Source organism: Amycolatopsis alba DSM 44262, assembly GCF_000384215.1.
Taxonomy (GTDB): domain Bacteria; phylum Actinomycetota; class Actinomycetes; order Mycobacteriales; family Pseudonocardiaceae; genus Amycolatopsis; species Amycolatopsis alba.
Map to the genome: position 1 here is coordinate 8,502,046 of NZ_KB913032.1, position 17,924 is coordinate 8,519,969.

The following is a 17,924-nucleotide window of genomic DNA, read 5'->3' on the forward strand; positions in this document are numbered from 1 at the left end:
GGTCCGCTCCTCGGGGTAGGTCAGTGCTCCACGGGGCCGAGGCGGCTGTCGACGAGCCGGAAGATCTCCTCGTCGCTCGCCAGGTCCAGGTCGACTTCGTCGCCGTCCAGGCCGGTTCCGGTCAGCGCGTGCCACTGTTCGAGGACCTCGCGCAGCCGGACGGAGACGCGGGAACGCAGGGTTCCGTCCCCGGCCGCTGCCGGGAGCGCCGCCGCCACCGTGTCCAGATCCGTCAGCACCGTCGGCTCGGTGTCCAGTTCGCCGAGCAGGTGGTCGGCGAGCGCCCGCGGGCTGGGATGGTCGAAGACCACCGTGCGCGACAACCGCGCGCCGACGGCGGTGACCAGCCGGTTGCGCAGATCGACGGCGGTCAGCGAGTCGAACCCGATCGCGCTGAAGGCCTGGTCCGTGGCCACGGCTCCGGCCGTGCTGTGCCCGAGCACCGCGGAAACGTGGGCGCGGACCAGGTCCAGCAGCAGCCGGGGCCGGTCGGCCGCGGGGGTGGCCCGCAGCCGCAGGACGAACTCCGGCGTCGCCTGTTCGGAACCCGCCGGTTCACCGGGCTCGCTCTGCGCCCGGCGCGCCTCGGGCAGGTCGTCGAGCAGGGGACTCGGCCGTAGGGCGGTGAAGCGCGGGGTGAAGGTGTCCCAGCGCAGGTCGGTGACGATCGCGCAGGTCTCGCCGCGGCCGACGGCCTGCGCCAGCGCGGAAACGGCGAGTTCCGGCGGCATGTGGACGAGCCCGGATTGGGCGAGCCCCGCCTGGATCTGCGGCGAGAAGGTGGACATGCCGCCGCCGTCCCACGCGCCCCAGGCGATCGACGTCGCGGCGAGGCCCCGGCCGCGGCGGCGCTGGGCGAGCGCGTCGAGGAACGCGTTGGCCGCGGCGTAAGCGCCTTGGGTGCCGCTGCCCCAGACGCCCGCGTTCGACGAGAACAGGACGAAGGCGTCCAGCGGCCGGTCGGCGAGGAGCTCGTCCAGGTGCGCGGCGCCGATAGCCTTGCCCGCCATGACTTCGCCGAACCCGGCGGCGTCGGTCTCCTCGATGGCGGCGGGGGTGGCGATACCCGCCGCGTGCACCACGGCGTCCGGGGGATACGCGGCCAGCAGAGCGGCGACCGAAGGCCGATCGGCCATGTCACAGGCGACCACGGTGACCTCGACTCCGAGTTCCTCGGCCAGCCGGGCGGTGTCTTCGGCGGGCAAGCCGCGCCTGCCGGTCAGCACCAGATGGCCTGCCCCGTTGGCCGCGAGCCAGCGCACGACGTGGGCGGCGACGCCACCGGTGCCGCCGGTCACCAGCACGGTGCCGCGCGGCCTCCACTCGGCCACGCCGTCGGCCGGTTCGGCGCGGACCAGCCGCCGGGCGCAGACGCCGGTGGCCCGCACCGCGAGCTGGTCTTCGGTTCCGTTCAAGGCGGCCAGAAGCCGTTTCACCGCCTCGGTGTCGACCACTTCGGGGAGGTCGATCAGGCCGCCCCACCGGCCGGGATGCTCGAGTCCGACGACCCGCCCGAGCCCCCAGACCGCCGCCTGCCGGGGATCGGGCACGCCGTCGTGCTCGTCCACCTGGACGCCACCGCGGGTGACTGTCCACAGTGGAGCTTTCACGTCGCGGAGCGCCTGGACCAGGGTGAGCAGGTCGGCGGCCTCGTCCAGCGCGAGCAGGCAGAGCACGCCATCGACCGCGCCGATCTCGCGCAGCCGGTCCAGCTCACCCACGGTGAGCCGTTCGATCCGGACACCGGCGGCGGTCATGCCGTCGGCGACGGCCGCGACGGCCGGGTCGTCCTGCCCGCCGCGGGTGACCAGCAGCCAGGTTCCGGCCGGGAGCGGCGGGTTCTCCGCGACCGGCTTCCAGACGATCCGGTACCGCCAGGAGTCGAGGGTGGCCTGGTCGCTGAGCCGTTTCGGCGGGTCGAGCTCCTCCAGCCAGTACCGCTCCCGTTGGAACGGATAGGTGGGGAAGTCGAGGTGGGGGCCGCGACCGAGCCCCCAGTCGACGGGCACGCCCCGGATGTGGAGGCTGCCCGCCGAGGTGAGGACCCGGTCCCAGCCGCCGTCCTGACGGCGGAGGGTGCCGGTGACGACCGTGGGACCCAGCTCCTCGACGGTGTCTTCGATACCGGTGGTCAGGACCGGATGCGGGCTGACTTCGACGAACGCGTGATGGCCACCGGTGGCGAGCGTGCGGATCGCCTGCTCGAAACCGACCGGTCGCCGCAGGTTCCGGAACCAGTAGTCGTCGTCCATCGTCGGGCCGTCGGCCCAGCCACCGTCCACTGTGGAATACAGCGGTACCGTTCCGGTTGCGGGACGGAGATCGGCGAGCGCGTGCAGGAGGTCGTCGCGGATGCGGTCGACGCCGGGGCTGTGGGAGGCGTAGTCGACCGGGATCGCGCGGGTGCGGATCCCGAGGCCTTCGCAGGTGACGGTGAGCGCGGCGAGCGCTTCCCGGTCTCCGGACACCACCACGGATTCCGGCCCGTTCACCGCCGCCAGGAACACGGTTCCGGCCAGCAGGTCCCGCACCCGCGTCTCGGACGCGGACACCGACAGCATCCCGCCTCGACCGGCGAGGTCGCGGGCGATGATCGCGGAACGGCTCACCACGATCCGGAGCGCGTCGCGCAGCGTGAGGATCCCGGCGACGCAGGCGGCGGCGATCTCGCCCTGGCTGTGCCCGACCACCGCGTCCGGCTCGACCCCGAGCGACCGCCACACTTCGGCGAGCGACACCATCACGGCGAACGACACCGGCTGCACCACTTCGACCCGCGCCAGCGCCGCCTCGTCCGCGAGCACGTCCCGCAGCGACCACCCGACGAGTCCGTCGAGCACGTCGGCGCAGGCGAGCATGCGGTCGCGGAACACCGGGCTGGATTCCCACAACGCCAGTCCCATCCCCGGCCACTGCGCCCCTTGCCCTGGGAACACGAACACCGTCCGGCCGGTCACGTCGGCCAGCCCGGTCTCGCACGAGTCCAGCCGTTCCCGCAGTTCCGCGGCGGATCCGGCCACCACCACGGCCCGGACGCCCAGCGAAGCGCGGGAACCCGCCAAGAACCGGGCGATGTCCCCGATACCGGTTTCCGGATTCGCCTCGGCGAACCGGGCGATCTGACCGGCCTGTGCCCGCACCCCGGCGGCGCACGCCCCTGACACGACTACCGGCCAAGGACCTTCGTCGTCTTCGGTGCCGTGAAAGGCGTCTTCCCCGACGGACTCGATGGACTCGATGGACTCGAGGACGAGATGGGCGTTGGTGCCGCTCATGCCGAACGCGGAGACCGCACAGCGACGGGGGCGGCCGTGATCCGGCCAGGGAACCGGGTCGGCCAGCAACTCCACGGCGCCGGACGACCAGTCGACCTGAGGGGTCGGTGTCTCCAGGTGCAGGGTCTCGGGCAGGACGCCGTGGCGCATCGCCATCACCATCTTGATCACCCCGGCGATCCCGGCGGCGCCCTGGGTGTGGCCGATGTTGGACTTGTACGAGCCGAGCAGGAGCGGTGAACCGGCCTGCCGATGCCGCCCGTAGGTCGCCAGCAGTGCCTGCGCTTCGATCGGGTCGCCCAGCCTGGTCCCCGTCCCGTGCGCTTCGACCGCGTCGATGTCCGAAGTGGACAGACCGGCGTCCGCGAGCGCGGCTGAGATGACTCGCTGCTGAGCCGGCCCGTTCGGCGCCGTCAGACCGTTCGAAGCGCCGTCGGAGTTGACCGCCGAGCCACGGACCACCGCCAGCACCGGATGCCCGCGCTCCCTGGCGACGGACAGCTTTTCGAGCAGCACCACGCCGACGCCTTCGGACCACGCCGTCCCGTCGGCGGCGGCGTCGAACGACTTGCAGCGGCCGTCCGGGGAAAGCCCGCGCTGCCGGGAGAACTCCGCGAAGACACCGGGCAGCGGCATCACGGTCACGCCGCCGGCCAGTGCCAGCGAGCACTCGCCCTGGCGCAGGGACCGCACCGCGAGATGCATCGCCACCAGCGACGACGAGCACGCGGTGTCGAGCGAAACCGCCGGTCCTTCGAGCCCGAACGTGTAGGCGATCCGGCCCGAGGCGACGCTGCCCGAACTCCCGACCGCGAGATAGCCCTCGAACTCGTCGGCGACCCGGTTGCGGTTCCCGTAGTTCTGGTAGACGACGCCGGTGAACACGCCGGTGTCACCGCCCCGCAGCGAATCCGGGTCGATACCCGCGCGTTCGAACACCTCCCAGCTGGTCTCCAGCAGCAGCCGCTGCTGCGGATCCGTGGCGGTCGCCTCACGCGGGCTCATCCCGAAGAACCCCGCGTCGAAATCGGCGGCGTCGTGCAGGAACCCGCCTTCCCTGGTGTAGCACTTGCCGACACTGTCCGGATTCGGGTCGTACAGCCCCGCGAGATCCCAGCCCCGGTCGACGGGAAAGCCCGAGATCGCGTCGACCCCGCCCGCGACCTGGTCCCACAGGTCTTCCGGCGACCGCACCCCGCCGGGGAACCGGCACGCGAGCGCCACGATCGCGATCGGCTCCCGCGCAGCGGCTTCGACCTCGGCGAGCCGTCTGCGGGCCTGGTGCAGATCCGCGGTCACCCACTTGAGGTAGTCGACCAGCTTTTCGTCCTCGGGCACGGCCCGGACACCTCCTTATGCCGATGTGGCCATGTCGGCGTGCAGGTCGGCCGGGAGCTCTCTGCGGTACTTGACGTCGAGCTTCCGGTAGACGCGGGTGAGGTGCTGTTCCACCGTGCTGTCGGTGATGAACAGCTTCCTGGCGATCTCGCGGTTGGTGTAGCCCGCCACCGCCAGCCCCGCGACCCGCCGTTCGGACTCGCTGAGCGAGCCGAGCCTGGCGGCGTCGGCCCGACGTCCGACGCCGAGGTCGACGGCGCCCGGTTCCGGCATGAGCTCCTGGCACAGCGGGGCCGCCGCGCACGACTTCGCCAGATGCCAGGCGCGGCGCACCGTCATCCGCGCGCGTTTGTGCTCGCCGAGGTGGTGCCGGACCCGGCCGAGGTCGGCGAGCACCCGCGCGAGCTCGTAGCGGTCCCCGCAGTTCTCGAGGATGTCGACGGCCTCGCTCAGCAGCTGCGGGCGTTTGCTCTCCTTGCCGGTCATCGCCAGCACCCGCAGCGCCAGCGCCCGCGCCCTCGTCCCGTCCACCCCGGGGCGGGACATCTGCTCGAACAGCAGCCGCTTGGCGTCGTCGTGGTTGCCGAGGGAGAGCCAGGCCTCCGCCGCGCCGGACCGCCACGGCACGAAGCCGGGCGTGTCGATACCCCAGTCGCGCATGAGTTTCCCGCACGAGAGGAAGTCGGCCAGCGCGGCGTGATGGCGCTCGCCGTCGAGATGGTGGTGGGCGCGCGCGTGCAGGTAGTGCAGCCCGTGGCGGGTCTGCAGCAGCGCGTCGGGCACCGGTCGCGCGAGGTGGGCGGCGGCTTTGCCGGACTCGCCGCTCTTCGTGCACGCGAGGATCAGGCTGCCGAGGGGAAAACCGACCGCGACGCCCCACGCCTTCGCGGACAGATGGGTCAGCGCGGCGCACGCCTGGGCGGCGGCCGCGCGGAAATCTCCCCGCCGGAGCGCGATTTCGGCGCGGACGGCGCTGAATCCCGCCTGCCAGGTGGGACCGCCGCGCTCGGCCGCTTCCGCTTGCAGGCGTTCGCATCCGGCTTCGGCGGCGTCGACCTCGTCGGCGTAGACGAGGGCCAGCAGCGCCACCAGCGCGGGTTCGTCGGACCACGGTGCCGCGTGGCTGAGCCGGGTCTCGCGCAGCGAACGCTCGGCGTCGGCGACGGCGTCCCGGCGGTCGCCGCGGGTGAGCACTTCGGTCAGTGCGGTGGTCGTTTCGGCGCGTGCCTTCCCGAGTCTCGGGTAGCCTGCCGTCATCCACAGTCCGGCGTCGTGGAGCTCGCCGGATTCGCGCACCCAGTCGAGGACTTCGGCGGCCTGCGCCGTCCGGCCGTGCCAGAGCAGCTGCCGCGCGGTACCGAGGGCGTCGGAGCGGGAAAGCAGGCCGGCGCGCATTCCGGCGAGCAGCGGCTCGAAGTGGCGGAGCACGGCGGAGGGATTGAGCTGCCACTCGGCCCTGGCCAGCTTCGCCAGGATGTCGGCCCTGCCGGGCCGCGCCTGATGAGCGACGGTCAGGAAGTCGACGGCCGAGGTGACGTCGTCTTCGTGCAGTGCCAGCTCGGCGGCTTCGGCGAGGACGTCAGGCGCCCAGGACGGCGCAGGGGATCCCGCGCGCACGAGGTGCCTGGCGACCGGGAGCGCGGATTCGCCCTGGTCGTGGAGGAGCCCGGCAGCTCGCCGATGCGCCCGCGCGCTTTCGTCCGGGGCCAGGTCTTCGAGGACGGCGAGCCTTGCCGCCGGATGCCGGAAGGAACCGCCGTCGAGCAGTCCTGCCCTGGTCATCAGGTCGAGCGCCGGGCGGACCGCGCCGCCGCCGGTCATCGCGGACAGCCGGGTCTCGGACGACTCCGGGCCGAGGACGGCGAGCGCGCGGGCAACGGTCAGCACGGCGTCTTCGCCGCGGTGCAAGCAGGACAGGACCGTCTCGCGGTAGTGCCCGCCGGGTACGCCGTGGTCGGCGCGGACGGCTTTGACGAGCGCGGGGTTGCCGCCTGCGAACTCGGAGGACCCGGCCGTGGACAGCGGAGGAAGACACAGCCGGTGGGCGGAATCGCCGAGTTCGGCGAACAGCGCCGGATGCGCGTGGCGCGTCCGTTCCGTCTCGGTGAGCACCATGAGTATCCGCGCGGACCGGGTCCGCCTCGCCGAGTAGAGCAGGAAACGCAAGGAAACGATGTCCGCGAAGTGGACGTCGTCGATCGCGATCACCAGTGGTCTTTCTTTCGCGAGTGTGAGAAGGGTTTCCAGCAATTCCTGAAAAATATCCGGAAGAGCTGCTTCGCGTTCGCTGAAGTCCTGGAAAAGCTGGTTCACGACACCGAACGGGAAATCGTTTTCGAACTCCGAGCAACCGGCCTGAAGTACCAAGGCGCCGTCGCGTTCCGCCTTGCGGGCGAAGGTGTGCAGTAACGCCGTCTTCCCGTGCCCCACGGGGCCTTTCACCAGTACGATCCGGCCCTTTCCAATGCGGCATCGGTCGAACAGCCGATCGAGGATGTCCAGCTGCCCGGTTCGCTCTGCCAGTGACACCGGACCTCCCTTCCTCGGCCGCGATCCACGGAAAAACCAACTCTACGAGCCGATCTTCCCGATGCCCATGGGGCGCTGCTCCAGCTACCGCCCATCGAGAGGTCATCGACGGCGAACCGGGCCGATTCCCTTGACCAGCCAAGGGGAATCGAGCCATCGTGGAATGGCCTGCCGGGGCACTGATCCCCGGTGGAGAAAGGTTCGCGGTGAAACGTGAGCAGCCGATAGTCGCGGCGTTTTTCCTGACACTTCTCGTCGTGGCCGGATGCGGCGCCGGTGAACCGGGTGATGTCCGGCTCGCCGACGGCGGCACCTTCCGTCAGGTGCTCGGCCTGGAAATACCGAACTTCCACCCGTATCGCGATCAGGTCGCCGCCGTCTACTCCACGTTGCTCTACGACTCGCTGGTGAACGTGACCCCGGAGAACAAGGTGGTCTCCGGGCTGGCGGGGAAGTGGAGCGCGACGACGACTTCGGCGGAGTTCACCCTGCGCGACGACGTCACCTGCTCCGACGGCACCCCGCTGCGCGCGGCCGACGTCGCGAACGCGCTCAACCATCAGCGTGATCCGGCGCTCGCCCCGGCCGCCGCGGCGGCACTGGCCACCGTGCCGTCGTTCACCGCGGACGCCGACGACGTGACGAGGACCGTGAAGATCCGGATGGCCGCCCCGTACAGTTTCATCGTCCGGTTGCTGGGCACCCGGCCGATCGTCTGTCCGAAAGGGATCGCCGCGCCCGCGGACTTCGAGAAGGTGTCGGCGGGCACCGGGCCTTATGTACTGACGGGGTACACGTCGGGCGGGCCGTACCGGCTCGAAGTGCGCAAGGGATACCACTGGGGGCCGGACGGCGCCCGCACCGACGAGCCCGGTGTGCCCGCCGCGATCGTGCTGAGCGTGGTCCCCACCCCGGCGACCGCGGCCAACCAGCTGATCGCCGGGGACGTGGACGCGTTCTACACCCCGGATCCGGACTCGGTGCGCGCGCCGGGGCCGGAAGTGACGAAGGTGGAAGTGCCCGCCGTGACCGGCATGGCGTCGTTCAACCAGCGTCCGGGCCGGGTCACCGGGGATCCGCTGGTGCGCCGGGCATTGCTCGCCGCCGTCGATCCAGGCCAGGCCGCCGCGGTGGCCACCGGGGGCAAAGGCAGGCCCGCACGGGGCGTGATGGCACCGGCGGCGTTCTGTTCCGGCGACACGGTCTCGGCGAACCGGCCCGCTCATGACACCGCCGAGGCGGCCCGTCTGCTGGACCAGGCGGGCTGGGTACCGGGCGCGGACGGCGTGCGTGTGCGTGACGGCAAGCGGTTGCGGCTGAAGATCGTCACCTTCGCCACGAGCGCCCAGCTCCGCGCGACGGCGGAATTCCTCGCCGGTGAATGGAAGAAACTGGGGGCCGACACGGTCGTCGAGGAGGTGACCGTCATGGCGTTCATCACCGTGACCCAGCAGAGCGGGGACTGGGAACTCGCGCTCGGCGCGGGAGTCACCGGTTCACTGCCCTCGGACGCGGTCCCGTTCTTTTCCGGCCCGATCCCGCCGCGGGGACGCAACGCCGGCGCGATCGACAACGCCGAGTACCTGCGCCTGATCGGCCAGGCGTCCGCCCTCCCGGACGAGGCGAGCTGCCCGGTGTGGCAGCAGGCCGAGGCGGCGCTGGTGAAACGGGCCGACGTGGTCGCCGTCGCCGAGACCACGGCGATCTGGTTCGCCCGCAAGACACGGTTCCAGGTGGCCGCCGACACCACCATCGTGCCGACGAGCATCCGGCTGATCCGCGGATGACGAGGGACCGGCATCCGCTCCTGGTGTTCGCGGCGAGACGGCTGGGGCGCCTGACCGTGGCGTTGCTGGTGGTGGTGATCGCGTCCTTCGTCCTGATCCATCTCATCCCCGGCGATCCGGTCCGCGCGGCCCTCGGCGCGCAGGCCCCGCCGGAGGTGATCGCGGCGCGCACCGCGGAACTCGGCCTGGACCGGCCGTTGCTTCACCAGTTCCTCGGTTACGTCGGCGGACTGACGCGCGGTGACCTCGGCACTTCGCTGGTGTCCCGCGAGGAGGTCTGGACGATCATGTCCGCCCGGCTGCCGAACACGCTCGCGCTCGCCGGGCTGGCCTTCGCGGTGGTGGTCCTGCTCGCGATCCCCGCCGGCCTCGGGATGGCCGTGTACACCCGTGACGACCGGTACCCCGGCGTCGAATCCGCTTTCACCGGGCTGTCCGCGACACTCGGCCTGGTGCCCAACTTCGTGCTGGCCACCATGCTCGTCGCCGTCTTCGCGGTGGCACTGCGCGCGGTACCGGTCGCGGGGATGGCCGAACCGGGGTCCTACGTGCTGCCGGTGCTCTCGCTCGCGCTCGGCCCGGCGGCGCTGCTCGCGAGGATCGTCCGGGTGGAAGGCCGCAAGGTGCTCGGCGAGGACTACATCCGCACCGCGCGGGCGAAACGGCTGCCCGCGCGGCTGATCTACCTCCGGCACGCGCTGCCCGGCATGCTCACCGCGACGCTCACCGTCGGCGGCATGCTCCTGCCGGGGATGGTCGCCGGGACCGTGCTCGTCGAGAACGTCTTCGCCTGGCCAGGCTTGGGCAGCCAGATCACCGGGGCGGTGCTGGTGAAGGACTATCCGGTGGCCCAGGCGGTGGTGCTGCTGCTCGGTGTCCTGGTGCTGGTGACCAATGTCGTGGTCGACCTCGCGCTGGCCGTGCTCGATCTGCGCTCCACGATCAGGAACGGGTGAGCCGATGACCGGATACCGTGCGACGGCCGCGACCTCGCTGCTGGTCTTGGTGCTGGTGTTCGCGTTGTTCGGCCCGGTCGTCTGGGGAGCGGCCGCCGAGCGCGTCGACACCGGCGCGATCTGGCAGGCACCGTCGGGCGCGCATCCGCTCGGCACGGACGGTCTCGGCCGCGACCTGCTGGCCAGGGTGCTCGTCGCGACCAGGCTGTCGGTGCTGCTCGCGGTCTCCGCGACACTGCTCGGCGCGGTGGCCGGAGTGCTGCTGGGCGTGCTGCCGTCGGTGCTCGGGCCGATCGCCGGGCGGGTGATCGGCACGGTGATCGACATCCTGCTCATGTTCCCCGCGCTGCTGCTGGTGATGTTCCTGGCGATCGTCTTCGGGGCCGGGACGGCCGGGGTGCTGGTCGCGTTCGCGATCGCCTCGATGCCCGGTTTCGCGCGGCTGACCCAGACACTGGCCGCCTCTGTTGCCGACGCGGACTACCTGGCCGCCGCCCGTGTGCTCGGCGTGCGGCGGCATCGGTTGCTGTACCGCCACGTGCTGCCCAACATCGTCGAACCGCTGGCGATCACGGTCACCTCGTCGCTGGCTTTCGCGCTGGTGGCCATCAGCGGGCTGAGCTTCCTCGGGCTCGGCGTCGGCTCGCCGTCCTACGACTGGGGGCTGCTGCTCGGCCAGGGCCTGGACCGGATCTACCTGTCACCCGCGGCCGCGCTGGGGCCAGGGGTGGCGATCGTGCTGGCGGGACTGGGATTCCAGTTGTTCGGCGAGGCGCTCGCGCGGGCCGCGGGCGGTCATCGACGGACCCGGTTCGCCGGCGCCGGGGCCCCGGCGCCGGCACCGGAAGGAGACCACGTGCTCCGGGCGCGATCGTTGACGGTCGAATTCCCCGGTTCGCGGCCGGTCCGGGGAGTGGATCTCACCATCGGGAACGGTGAGATCGTGGGGGTGGTCGGGGAGTCGGGTTCGGGCAAGACGCTCACCGCGCTCGCGGTGGCCGGTCTCGTCCCGCATCCCGGCCGGGTGTCGGCGCGGGAACTCGAACTCGATCGGGGCGCGCTCGCGATGGTGTTCCAGAACCCCGGCACGGCGCTGCATCCGACGATCCGGATCGGCAGACAGCTGGCGGAGGTCGCCGAGGTGCACGCCGGTCTGTCCAAAAAGGACGCGATGAACCGGGCCGTCGCGCGGCTGCGCGCGGTGGCGATCCAGGATCCGCCGAGGCGGGCCCGCCAGTACGCGCACGAGCTTTCGGGCGGGATGCAGCAGCGGGCGGTCATCGGGATGGGCCTGATGGGGACGCCTCGGCTCGTCATCGCGGACGAGCCCACCACCGCGCTGGACGTCACCGTGCAGCGCCGGATACTGGGGTTGCTCGCCTCGATCAACGCCGAAACCGGTGCTTCGGTGCTGCTGATCAGCCATGACCTGGCGGTGGTCGCCGAGATCAGCCGCCGGGTGCTCGTCATGTACGCCGGTCTGATCGTCGAGGAGCTGCCGGTGAGCGTCTTGCGCGCCAGAACCCCCGCCCATCCCTACACGGCGGCGCTCCTGGCGACCAGTGTCGACCTGGACACCGACCGGGATCTGCCGCTCGCGACCATTCCCGGCCGCCCGCCCACCACGATGCCCGATGGCTGTCCGTTCGCCCCGCGCTGCCCGCGGGCCACCCGCCGGTGCGCGACCGAAACGCCGCGCCTGCGGGAACACGCGCGCTCGCACCGAGTCGCTTGCTGGCATCCGCTGTGAGCGGCCTGAGCTTCGACGGGCTCACCGTCCGGTACCGGGGCCTGACCGCGGTGAACGACGTCAGTCTCGACGTCCCGCACGGCCGGATCGTCGGACTGGTCGGCGAATCCGGTTCGGGCAAGTCCACCCTCGCCCGCGCCGCCGTCGGCCTGTCGCCGGTGACGGCGGGGAGGGTTCTGCTCGACGGCGAGGACATCACGCGGGCGAAGGGGGCGCGCCGACGGCGGCTCGGCAGCCGGATCCACCTGGTGTTCCAGAACCCGCACAGCGCGCTCGACCCGCGGATGACGGTCGGTGACACGGTGTCGGAGGCACTGACCGCGCACCGGGGGCCGCGCCGGAGCGAACGGCGGTCCGAGATCGCCCGGCTGCTCGACCTGCTCGGGCTGGACCCGGCGCTGGCGTCGGCCCTGCCCAGCGCGCTCTCGGGCGGGCAACGGCAGCGGGTGGCCCTGGCCAGGGCGCTCGCGGTGGAGCCGGAGGTGCTGATCGCGGACGAGATCACCTCCGCGCTGGACGCCTCGGTGCAGTCCGCGATGCTGAACCTGATCCGCGAACTGCGGGACAAGCTGGATCTGACGATCCTGTTCATCGGGCACAACCTGGCCGCCGTCCGCTACGTGGCCGACGTGATCGCCGTGCTGCGGCAGGGCGAACTCGTCGAAGTGGCACCCACCGGCAGGTTGTTCGCCGAGCCGCGGCATCCGTACACCCGCGCTCTGCTGGCGTCCGTCCCGAGGATCGGCTGATCACTCGCGGATGCCTGCCTCGGCGGCCATGGCGAATCTGATCGCCAAGGTCGCGGCCCTGGTCGCGTTGAGCGCTTCCTGGCAGCTGTCGGCGGCGGTGTGACGTTCGCCGAGGGCGGCGCAGACTCTTTCGGCAGCTTCGAGGCAGGCCAGACCGGCTTCCACGAGCGGGTCGGCTCGGGCGTTCGCGAGGCGAAGGCTCAGGCGGCGGATCTCGGTGTGCAGCTCTTCGGCGACCAACATGGACGTCAGGCCGGAGTGAGGGTGAAGAAGCGTTCCTGCCAGAGCGCGTACAGCTCCGCGTGCAGATCCTCGGTGAGCCCGAGCTTGCCCAGTGTGGTCCGCCCGTCGGTCTTTTCCAGTACCGCGAACAGGCGTGGTGACACCGAGGCGCGTGGTCCTGTCGAGTAGGCGAGGAAGATTTCCCTTGTCACCGCAGGGGTCCGGTGCTCGGCCAGGCGGGTGGTGGGCCGGAAGTGGAGGACGGCTCGGCCGAGGTGGTCCGCCCAGTCGGGTTTGCGGGTGATGAGGTGGTTTTCGATGACGAGGTGGTCGAGTTCGGTGGTGAGGTAGCAGGTGAGGGCGTCTTGGACGGTTTGGATGATGGGTTCGGCGTTGTTGTTGAAGGAGGTGTTGAGGAGGACGGGTGTTCCGGTTTTTTCGCCGAATGTGGTGACGAGGTGGTGGAAGCGTGGGTTGGTGTTGGGGTCGATGATTTGGAGGCGTGCGGTTCCGTCGATGTGGGTGACGGCGCCGAGTTCTTCTCGTCGGTCTGGGTGGACGTTGAGGACGAAGGACATGAAGTCGTGGTTGCCTTGTGTGGTGGGGATTTCGAAGTAGGTGTGGGCGGCTTCGGGGGTGGTGACGGGGGCGAAGGGGCGGAAGCTTTCGCGTTTTTTGACCATGGCGTTGATGCGGGTCTGGTTGGTTTTGGGGCGTGGGTCGGCGATGATGCTGCGGTTGCCGAGGGCTCGTGGTCCGAATTCGGATCCGCCTTGGGCCCAGCCGAGCACGGCGCCGTCGGCGAGTAGTTGTGCTGCCCGCTCGACGATGTCGTCCAGCTGTTCCACTTTGATCCAAGAGCTCCAGCCTTCGAGGATCGTCTCGATGTGTCGTGGTGTGCCCAGGGTGGGACCGAGGTCCGCGGAACGGAGCCGGGACGGGGTGTGAGCTGCCCCGAGCTGTTGTCCTGCCAGCAGCGCCGCGCCCTCACCCGCTCCGGAGTCGTGCGAGGCGGGATGCACGAAGACTTCGTCGAAGAGGCCGGAGCGGAGGATGACGCCGTTGAGACTGGAATTGTGCGCCACACCACCGCCGAAAGCGAGCTTCCGTAAACCGGTGAGTTCGGCCCAGTAGGCGAGGACGTGCAGAACGATCGTTTCGACGGCCTCCTGGATGCCGGCCGCGATGTCCATGTGCTGCTGGGTGAACTCCTCGCCTTTCCGTCTCGGCGAGATCCCGTGCTCGAACAACGTGGGGCCGACGACGTTCAACCCGAGATTGCTCGGCGCGATCTCGTAGTTCCCCTTCTCCTGCAACGTGTAGATGGACTTGAAGATCTTCCGGTAGGTGGCGGGGTCGCCGTACGGCGCCAGGCCCATCACCTTGTACTCGTCGCCGAAACCGTAGCCGAGCTGCTGGGTCGCCGTCAGATAGAGCCTGCCCAGCGACTTCGGGATCGAGTACGACGCGAGGCTTTCCAGCCGTCGGTCGCCTCCCCGGTACACGGTGCCCGAGTTCTCCTCGCCTGCCGCGTCCATCACCACCACGAGCGCCTCACTCATGCCGGAGCGGGTGAAGGTGGACTGCGCGTGAGCCAGATGATGCGGGCTGTAGAAGAGTTTGTCGTCGGGCAGATCCCAGTCCAGCTCCCGCTTGAGCCACTCCTTGATCAGCTGACGGCTGTACCGCGTGGGCACCGAGCTGTTACCGGAGTAGAGGAGGTTCAGTGACAGATCGATGGTCTCTTCGGGAAAGTAATAGCCGACGGCGTCGATGTCCGCGGGGGTGACGCCCGCGCGATCGAGGCAGGCGCGGATGGCGTTGATGGGGAACTTGGTGGTCTTCTTGATCCGGTTGAGCCGTTCCTCTTCCACCGCCGCGATCAGCTCGCCGTCGCGGACCAGGCAGGCGGCGGCGTCGTGGAAGAAGTACTCCATCATGCCGTCCACCAGATCGGTGTCCGCCGCGGAGAAGTTGCCGTTCAGTCCGAGCACCAGCATCTCGTTCACCGGCCAATCGGGGTGAGGGTGAAGAACCGTTCCTGCCAGAGTGTGTACAGCTCCGCGTGCAGATCCTGGGTGAGCCCGAGTTCGCTCAACGGCGTCGGCCCGTCCACCTGCTTCAGCACCGCGTACAGCCTTGGGGAGACATCGGCTCGGGGTCCCGTCGAATAGTCGAGCCGGATCTCGCTTCCCGTAACGGGTTCCCCCTGCGGACCGGATCTCACGAGCCTGGTCAGCCTTGTCGTGGGGCGGAAGTGGAGGACGGCTTGACCGAGCCGACTTCGCCAGTCGGGTTTGCGGGTGATGAGGTGGTTTTCGATGATGAGGTGGTCGAGTTCGGTGGTGAGGTAGCAGGTGAGGGCGTCTTGGACGGTTTGGATGATGGGTTCGGCGTTGTTGTTGAAGGAGGTGTTGAGGAGGACGGGTGTTCCGGTTTTTTCGCCGAATGTGGTGACGAGGTGGTGGAAGCGTGGGTTGGTGTTGGGGTCGATGATTTGGAGGCGTGCGGTTCCGTCGATGTGGGTGACGGCGCCGAGTTCTTCTCGTCGGTCTGGGTGGACGTTGAGGACGAAGGACATGAAGTCGTGGTTGCCTTGTGTGGTGGGGATTTCGAAGTAGGTGTGGGCGGCTTCGGGGGTGGTGACGGGGGCGAAGGGGCGGAAGCTTTCGCGTTTTTTGACCATGGCGTTGATGCGGGTCTGGTTGGTTTTGGGGCGTGGGTCGGCGATGATGCTGCGGTTGCCGAGGGCTCGTGGTCCGAATTCGGATCCGCCTTGGGCCCAGCCGAGCACGGCGCCGTCGGCGAGTAGTTGTGCTGCCCGCTCGACGATGTCGTCGGGTTCTTCGACGTCGACCCAGGAACTCCAGGCGTGGAGGGTGGATTCGATGTGCTGGGGCGTGCCGAGTTCGGGGCCGAGGTCGGCGGCACGGAGCCGTGGTGTGGTGTGCGTGGCGCCGAGTCGTTCTTGGGCGGCCAGTGCCGAGCCTTCTCCGGCTCCGGAGTCGTGGGAGGCGGGGTGGATGAAGACTTCGTCGAAGAGGCCGGAGCGGAGGATGACGCCGTTGAGGCTGGAGTTGTGCGCGACACCACCGCCGAACGCCAGCTTTCGCAGGCCGGTGAGTTCGGCCCAGTAGGTGAGGACGTGCAGAACGATCGTCTCGACGGCTTCCTGGATGCCGGCCGCGATGTCCATGTGCTGCTGGGTGAACGTCTCACCTTTCCGTCTCGGCAAGAGCCCGTTCCCGAACAGTGCCGGTCCCAGATTGTTGAGCCCGAAAGCGCCCGGCGCGAGTTCGTAGTCTCCCTTGTCCTTCAAGGTGTACAACGACTCGAAGATCTCCCGATAGGTGCCGGGGTCGCCGTACGGCGCCAAGCCCATCACCTTGTACTCGTCGCCGAACTTGTAGCCCAGCTGCCGGGTCGCGTCGAGATAGAGCGATCCCAGCGACTTCGGAATCGGATACGAGGTCAGCGTGTGCAGATCCCCGTCTTCGGCACGGTAGACGGTGCCCGAACTCTCTTCCCCCATGCCGTCCATGATGACCACCAGCGCCTCGGTCATCCCCGAATGACGATAGGTGGACAGCGCGTGGGCCGTGTGGTGCGGGCTGTAGAAGAGCTTGTCGTCGGGCAGGTCCCAGTCCAGCTCGCGGCTGAGCCAGTCCTTGATCAGCTCCCGCGTATACCGCGTCGGCGTCTCGCGATGCTCGGTGTACAGCTGGTTGAGGACCATGTCCATGTGATCCTCGGGAAAGTAGTACCCGACGGCGTCGATCTCGTCCACGCGGACGTTCGCTCGTTCGAGGCACGCGCGGATGGCGTTGACCGGGAACTTGGTCGTCTTCTTGATCCGGTTGAGCCGCTCCTCCTCGACCGCCGCGATCAGGACACCGTCGCGGACCAGGCTGGCCGAGGAATCGTGGCAGAAGAACTCCAGCATGCCGTCCACCAGATCGGTGTTCCCGGCGGAGAAGTTCCCGTTCAAACCGAGTACGAGCATTGTTTCACCGGACCAATCGGTGTCGATGGGAACCGCCGGAGCCAGCCTAGCCAGCGCACTGTCGGGACCGGGAGTTCCGGGATTCCACTGACCACCCATTTGGCAAGTCCGTGAAGGCCTCCTTGCCTACCTTGAGAGTAGGGAAGGAGGCCTTCACGGACCGCGTTACCTTGCAGAGGCGAGGAGCGCCAGTCGTCGCGCGACCTCGTCGACCGGCGGCAGCGCAAGCAGTTCACGTTGCGCGTGCCGGGCGCGTGCGAGGTTTTCGCTGCTGCCGAGCACTTTCCGGCAGGCGGCGGCGATCTCCGACGGGGCGGTGGCCTGCTCGCCCAGCCCGAGTTCCGCCACCTTCCGCGCGTTGTCGAGCTGATCGCCGAACAGGGGAGCGACCACCATGGGCACACCCGCGCGGACGGCTTCGCGGACACTGTTGTACCCGCCGTGGGTGACGAACAGCTGGACGGTCTGCAGCAGCAACGGCTGGGCGATGTGCTCGACGAGCCGCACATGCGGCGGAACACCGGCGCGTGGAAAAGAGACACCGCCCGTCGACACCACCGCCGTGCAGTCCAGTTCGGACAGTGCGCCGACCAGCGCGGCCAGTGCCCGCACCGGATCGGCCGGGATGGTCGACGCCTTCCCGCCGTCCCGTGACGCCGCGGCCGTCGGCAGGGCGACGCCGATGGCGCCGTACACCAAGGGTTTGCCGGGGTCGAGTTCGGTGATCCACGACGGAAGCGGCTCGCACCGGTCGGACGCCTCCGGCTGCCGGTAGGCCACCGCCCGCGGGATCCCGCGCGCCGCGAACGAGTAGCGCGGCGGGAGCGAGTCGATGCGGCCGTAGCGGTAGATCGCGAGCGGGTCGTCCTGGACGTCGAGCCCGAATTCGGCGCGACGTTCGTTCAACAGCGGCGCGATCGCGGCCGGAGCCAGGGTGTTGACCGCGCCGGACGGGGCCGCCACATGCGGAATACCGAGCTGCTCGGCGACGAGGCAGCCGCAGAACTCCATGCCGTCACGGAGGACGAGATCCGGTTCGAACCAGGCCGCGACCTTGCGCAGTTCCGGATACCCGCGAGCAAGGAGACGCTGCCCGACGACGACCTTGATCACCTGGTCATGACCGGTGTCGGTGATCTCGGCCCAGCATTCGGCCTGATCCGGCAACGCGGCGACGGCCTTGAGCCCGGCCGAAGTGAACTCCTCGACGAGCTGGGGCACGCACGCGACCAGCACCTCGTGCCCCGCCCGTGCGAGCGCGGACGCCGCGGGGATCATCTCCCGCGCGTGAGAGCGAGCTCCCGTCACCGTGCAC

General features: G+C 69.7%; 9 protein-coding genes and 1 pseudogene. 4 read left to right on the forward strand and 6 right to left on the reverse strand.

Annotation, left to right across the window (positions count from 1 at the left end):
• Window positions 1–20: 20 nt before the first annotated feature.
• Window positions 21–4,610: pseudogene (locus AMYAL_RS0139460) on the reverse strand (type I polyketide synthase); the annotation flags it as partial.
• A gap of 18 nt (window positions 4,611–4,628) precedes the next feature.
• Window positions 4,629–7,142 carry a helix-turn-helix transcriptional regulator gene (locus AMYAL_RS0139465; RefSeq protein WP_020636818.1) on the reverse strand — a complete coding sequence of 838 codons (2,514 nt, stop codon included), beginning with the start codon at window positions 7,140–7,142 and terminating at the stop codon, window positions 4,629–4,631.
• 206 nt (window positions 7,143–7,348) lie between these two features.
• On the opposite strand from AMYAL_RS0139465, the gene AMYAL_RS0139470 reads away from it, so the two are divergent.
• Genes AMYAL_RS0139470 through AMYAL_RS0139485 form a run of 4 tightly spaced genes read left to right on the forward strand, consistent with a single transcriptional unit; the run spans window position 7,349 to window position 12,384 of the window.
• Entirely contained in the window at window positions 7,349–8,929 is a 1,581-nt protein-coding gene (locus AMYAL_RS0139470; RefSeq protein ID WP_020636819.1) for an ABC transporter substrate-binding protein, read from the forward strand.
• Window positions 8,926–9,885: an ABC transporter permease gene (locus AMYAL_RS0139475; RefSeq protein ID WP_020636820.1), complete on the forward strand. Its 960-nt coding sequence runs from the start codon at window positions 8,926–8,928 to the stop codon at window positions 9,883–9,885. Before AMYAL_RS0139470 ends, AMYAL_RS0139475 begins: the two co-directional genes overlap by 4 nt.
• A 4-nt stretch (window positions 9,886–9,889) precedes the next feature.
• A complete protein-coding gene (locus AMYAL_RS0139480; protein ID WP_020636821.1) occupies window positions 9,890–11,635 on the forward strand; it encodes a dipeptide/oligopeptide/nickel ABC transporter permease/ATP-binding protein in 1,746 nt (581 codons plus the stop codon).
• A complete protein-coding gene (locus AMYAL_RS0139485; protein WP_020636822.1) occupies window positions 11,632–12,384 on the forward strand; it encodes an ABC transporter ATP-binding protein in 753 nt (250 codons plus the stop codon). Before AMYAL_RS0139480 ends, AMYAL_RS0139485 begins: the two co-directional genes overlap by 4 nt.
• Here AMYAL_RS0139485 and AMYAL_RS47370 read toward each other — a convergent pair whose 3' ends face one another.
• The 4 genes from AMYAL_RS47370 to AMYAL_RS0139505 form a co-directional block, all read right to left on the reverse strand.
• A complete protein-coding gene (locus tag AMYAL_RS47370; protein WP_020636823.1) occupies window positions 12,385–12,627 on the reverse strand; it encodes a hypothetical protein in 243 nt (80 codons plus the stop codon).
• Between the two features lie 5 nt (window positions 12,628–12,632).
• Window positions 12,633–14,606, reverse strand: coding sequence for a carbamoyltransferase family protein (locus AMYAL_RS0139495; RefSeq protein ID WP_026467817.1), 1,974 nt, complete (start codon window positions 14,604–14,606; stop codon window positions 12,633–12,635).
• Between the two features lie 5 nt (window positions 14,607–14,611).
• Window positions 14,612–16,609 (reverse strand): carbamoyltransferase family protein, encoded by a 1,998-nt coding sequence (locus AMYAL_RS0139500; RefSeq protein ID WP_020636825.1) that lies wholly within the window; start codon window positions 16,607–16,609, stop codon window positions 14,612–14,614.
• A gap of 165 nt (window positions 16,610–16,774) precedes the next feature.
• Window positions 16,775–17,917: a glycosyltransferase gene (locus AMYAL_RS0139505; RefSeq protein WP_143267813.1), complete on the reverse strand. Its 1,143-nt coding sequence runs from the start codon at window positions 17,915–17,917 to the stop codon at window positions 16,775–16,777.
• Window positions 17,918–17,924: the final 7 nt, after the last annotated feature.

Bases quoted from the DNA above. Each gene is read 5' to 3' on its own strand.
- AMYAL_RS47370 (WP_020636823.1), bottom strand. From the start codon at position 12,627: ATGTTGGTCGCCGAAGAGCTGCACACCGAGATCCGCCGCCTGAGCCTT.
- AMYAL_RS0139500 (WP_020636825.1), bottom strand. From the start codon at position 16,609: ATGCTCGTACTCGGTTTGAACGGGAACTTCTCCGCCGGGAACACCGAT.
- AMYAL_RS0139475 (WP_020636820.1), top strand. From the start codon at position 8,926: ATGACGAGGGACCGGCATCCGCTCCTGGTGTTCGCGGCGAGACGGCTG.
- AMYAL_RS0139495 (WP_026467817.1), bottom strand. From the start codon at position 14,606: ATGCTGGTGCTCGGACTGAACGGCAACTTCTCCGCGGCGGACACCGAT.
- AMYAL_RS0139480 (WP_020636821.1), top strand. From the start codon at position 9,890: ATGACCGGATACCGTGCGACGGCCGCGACCTCGCTGCTGGTCTTGGTG.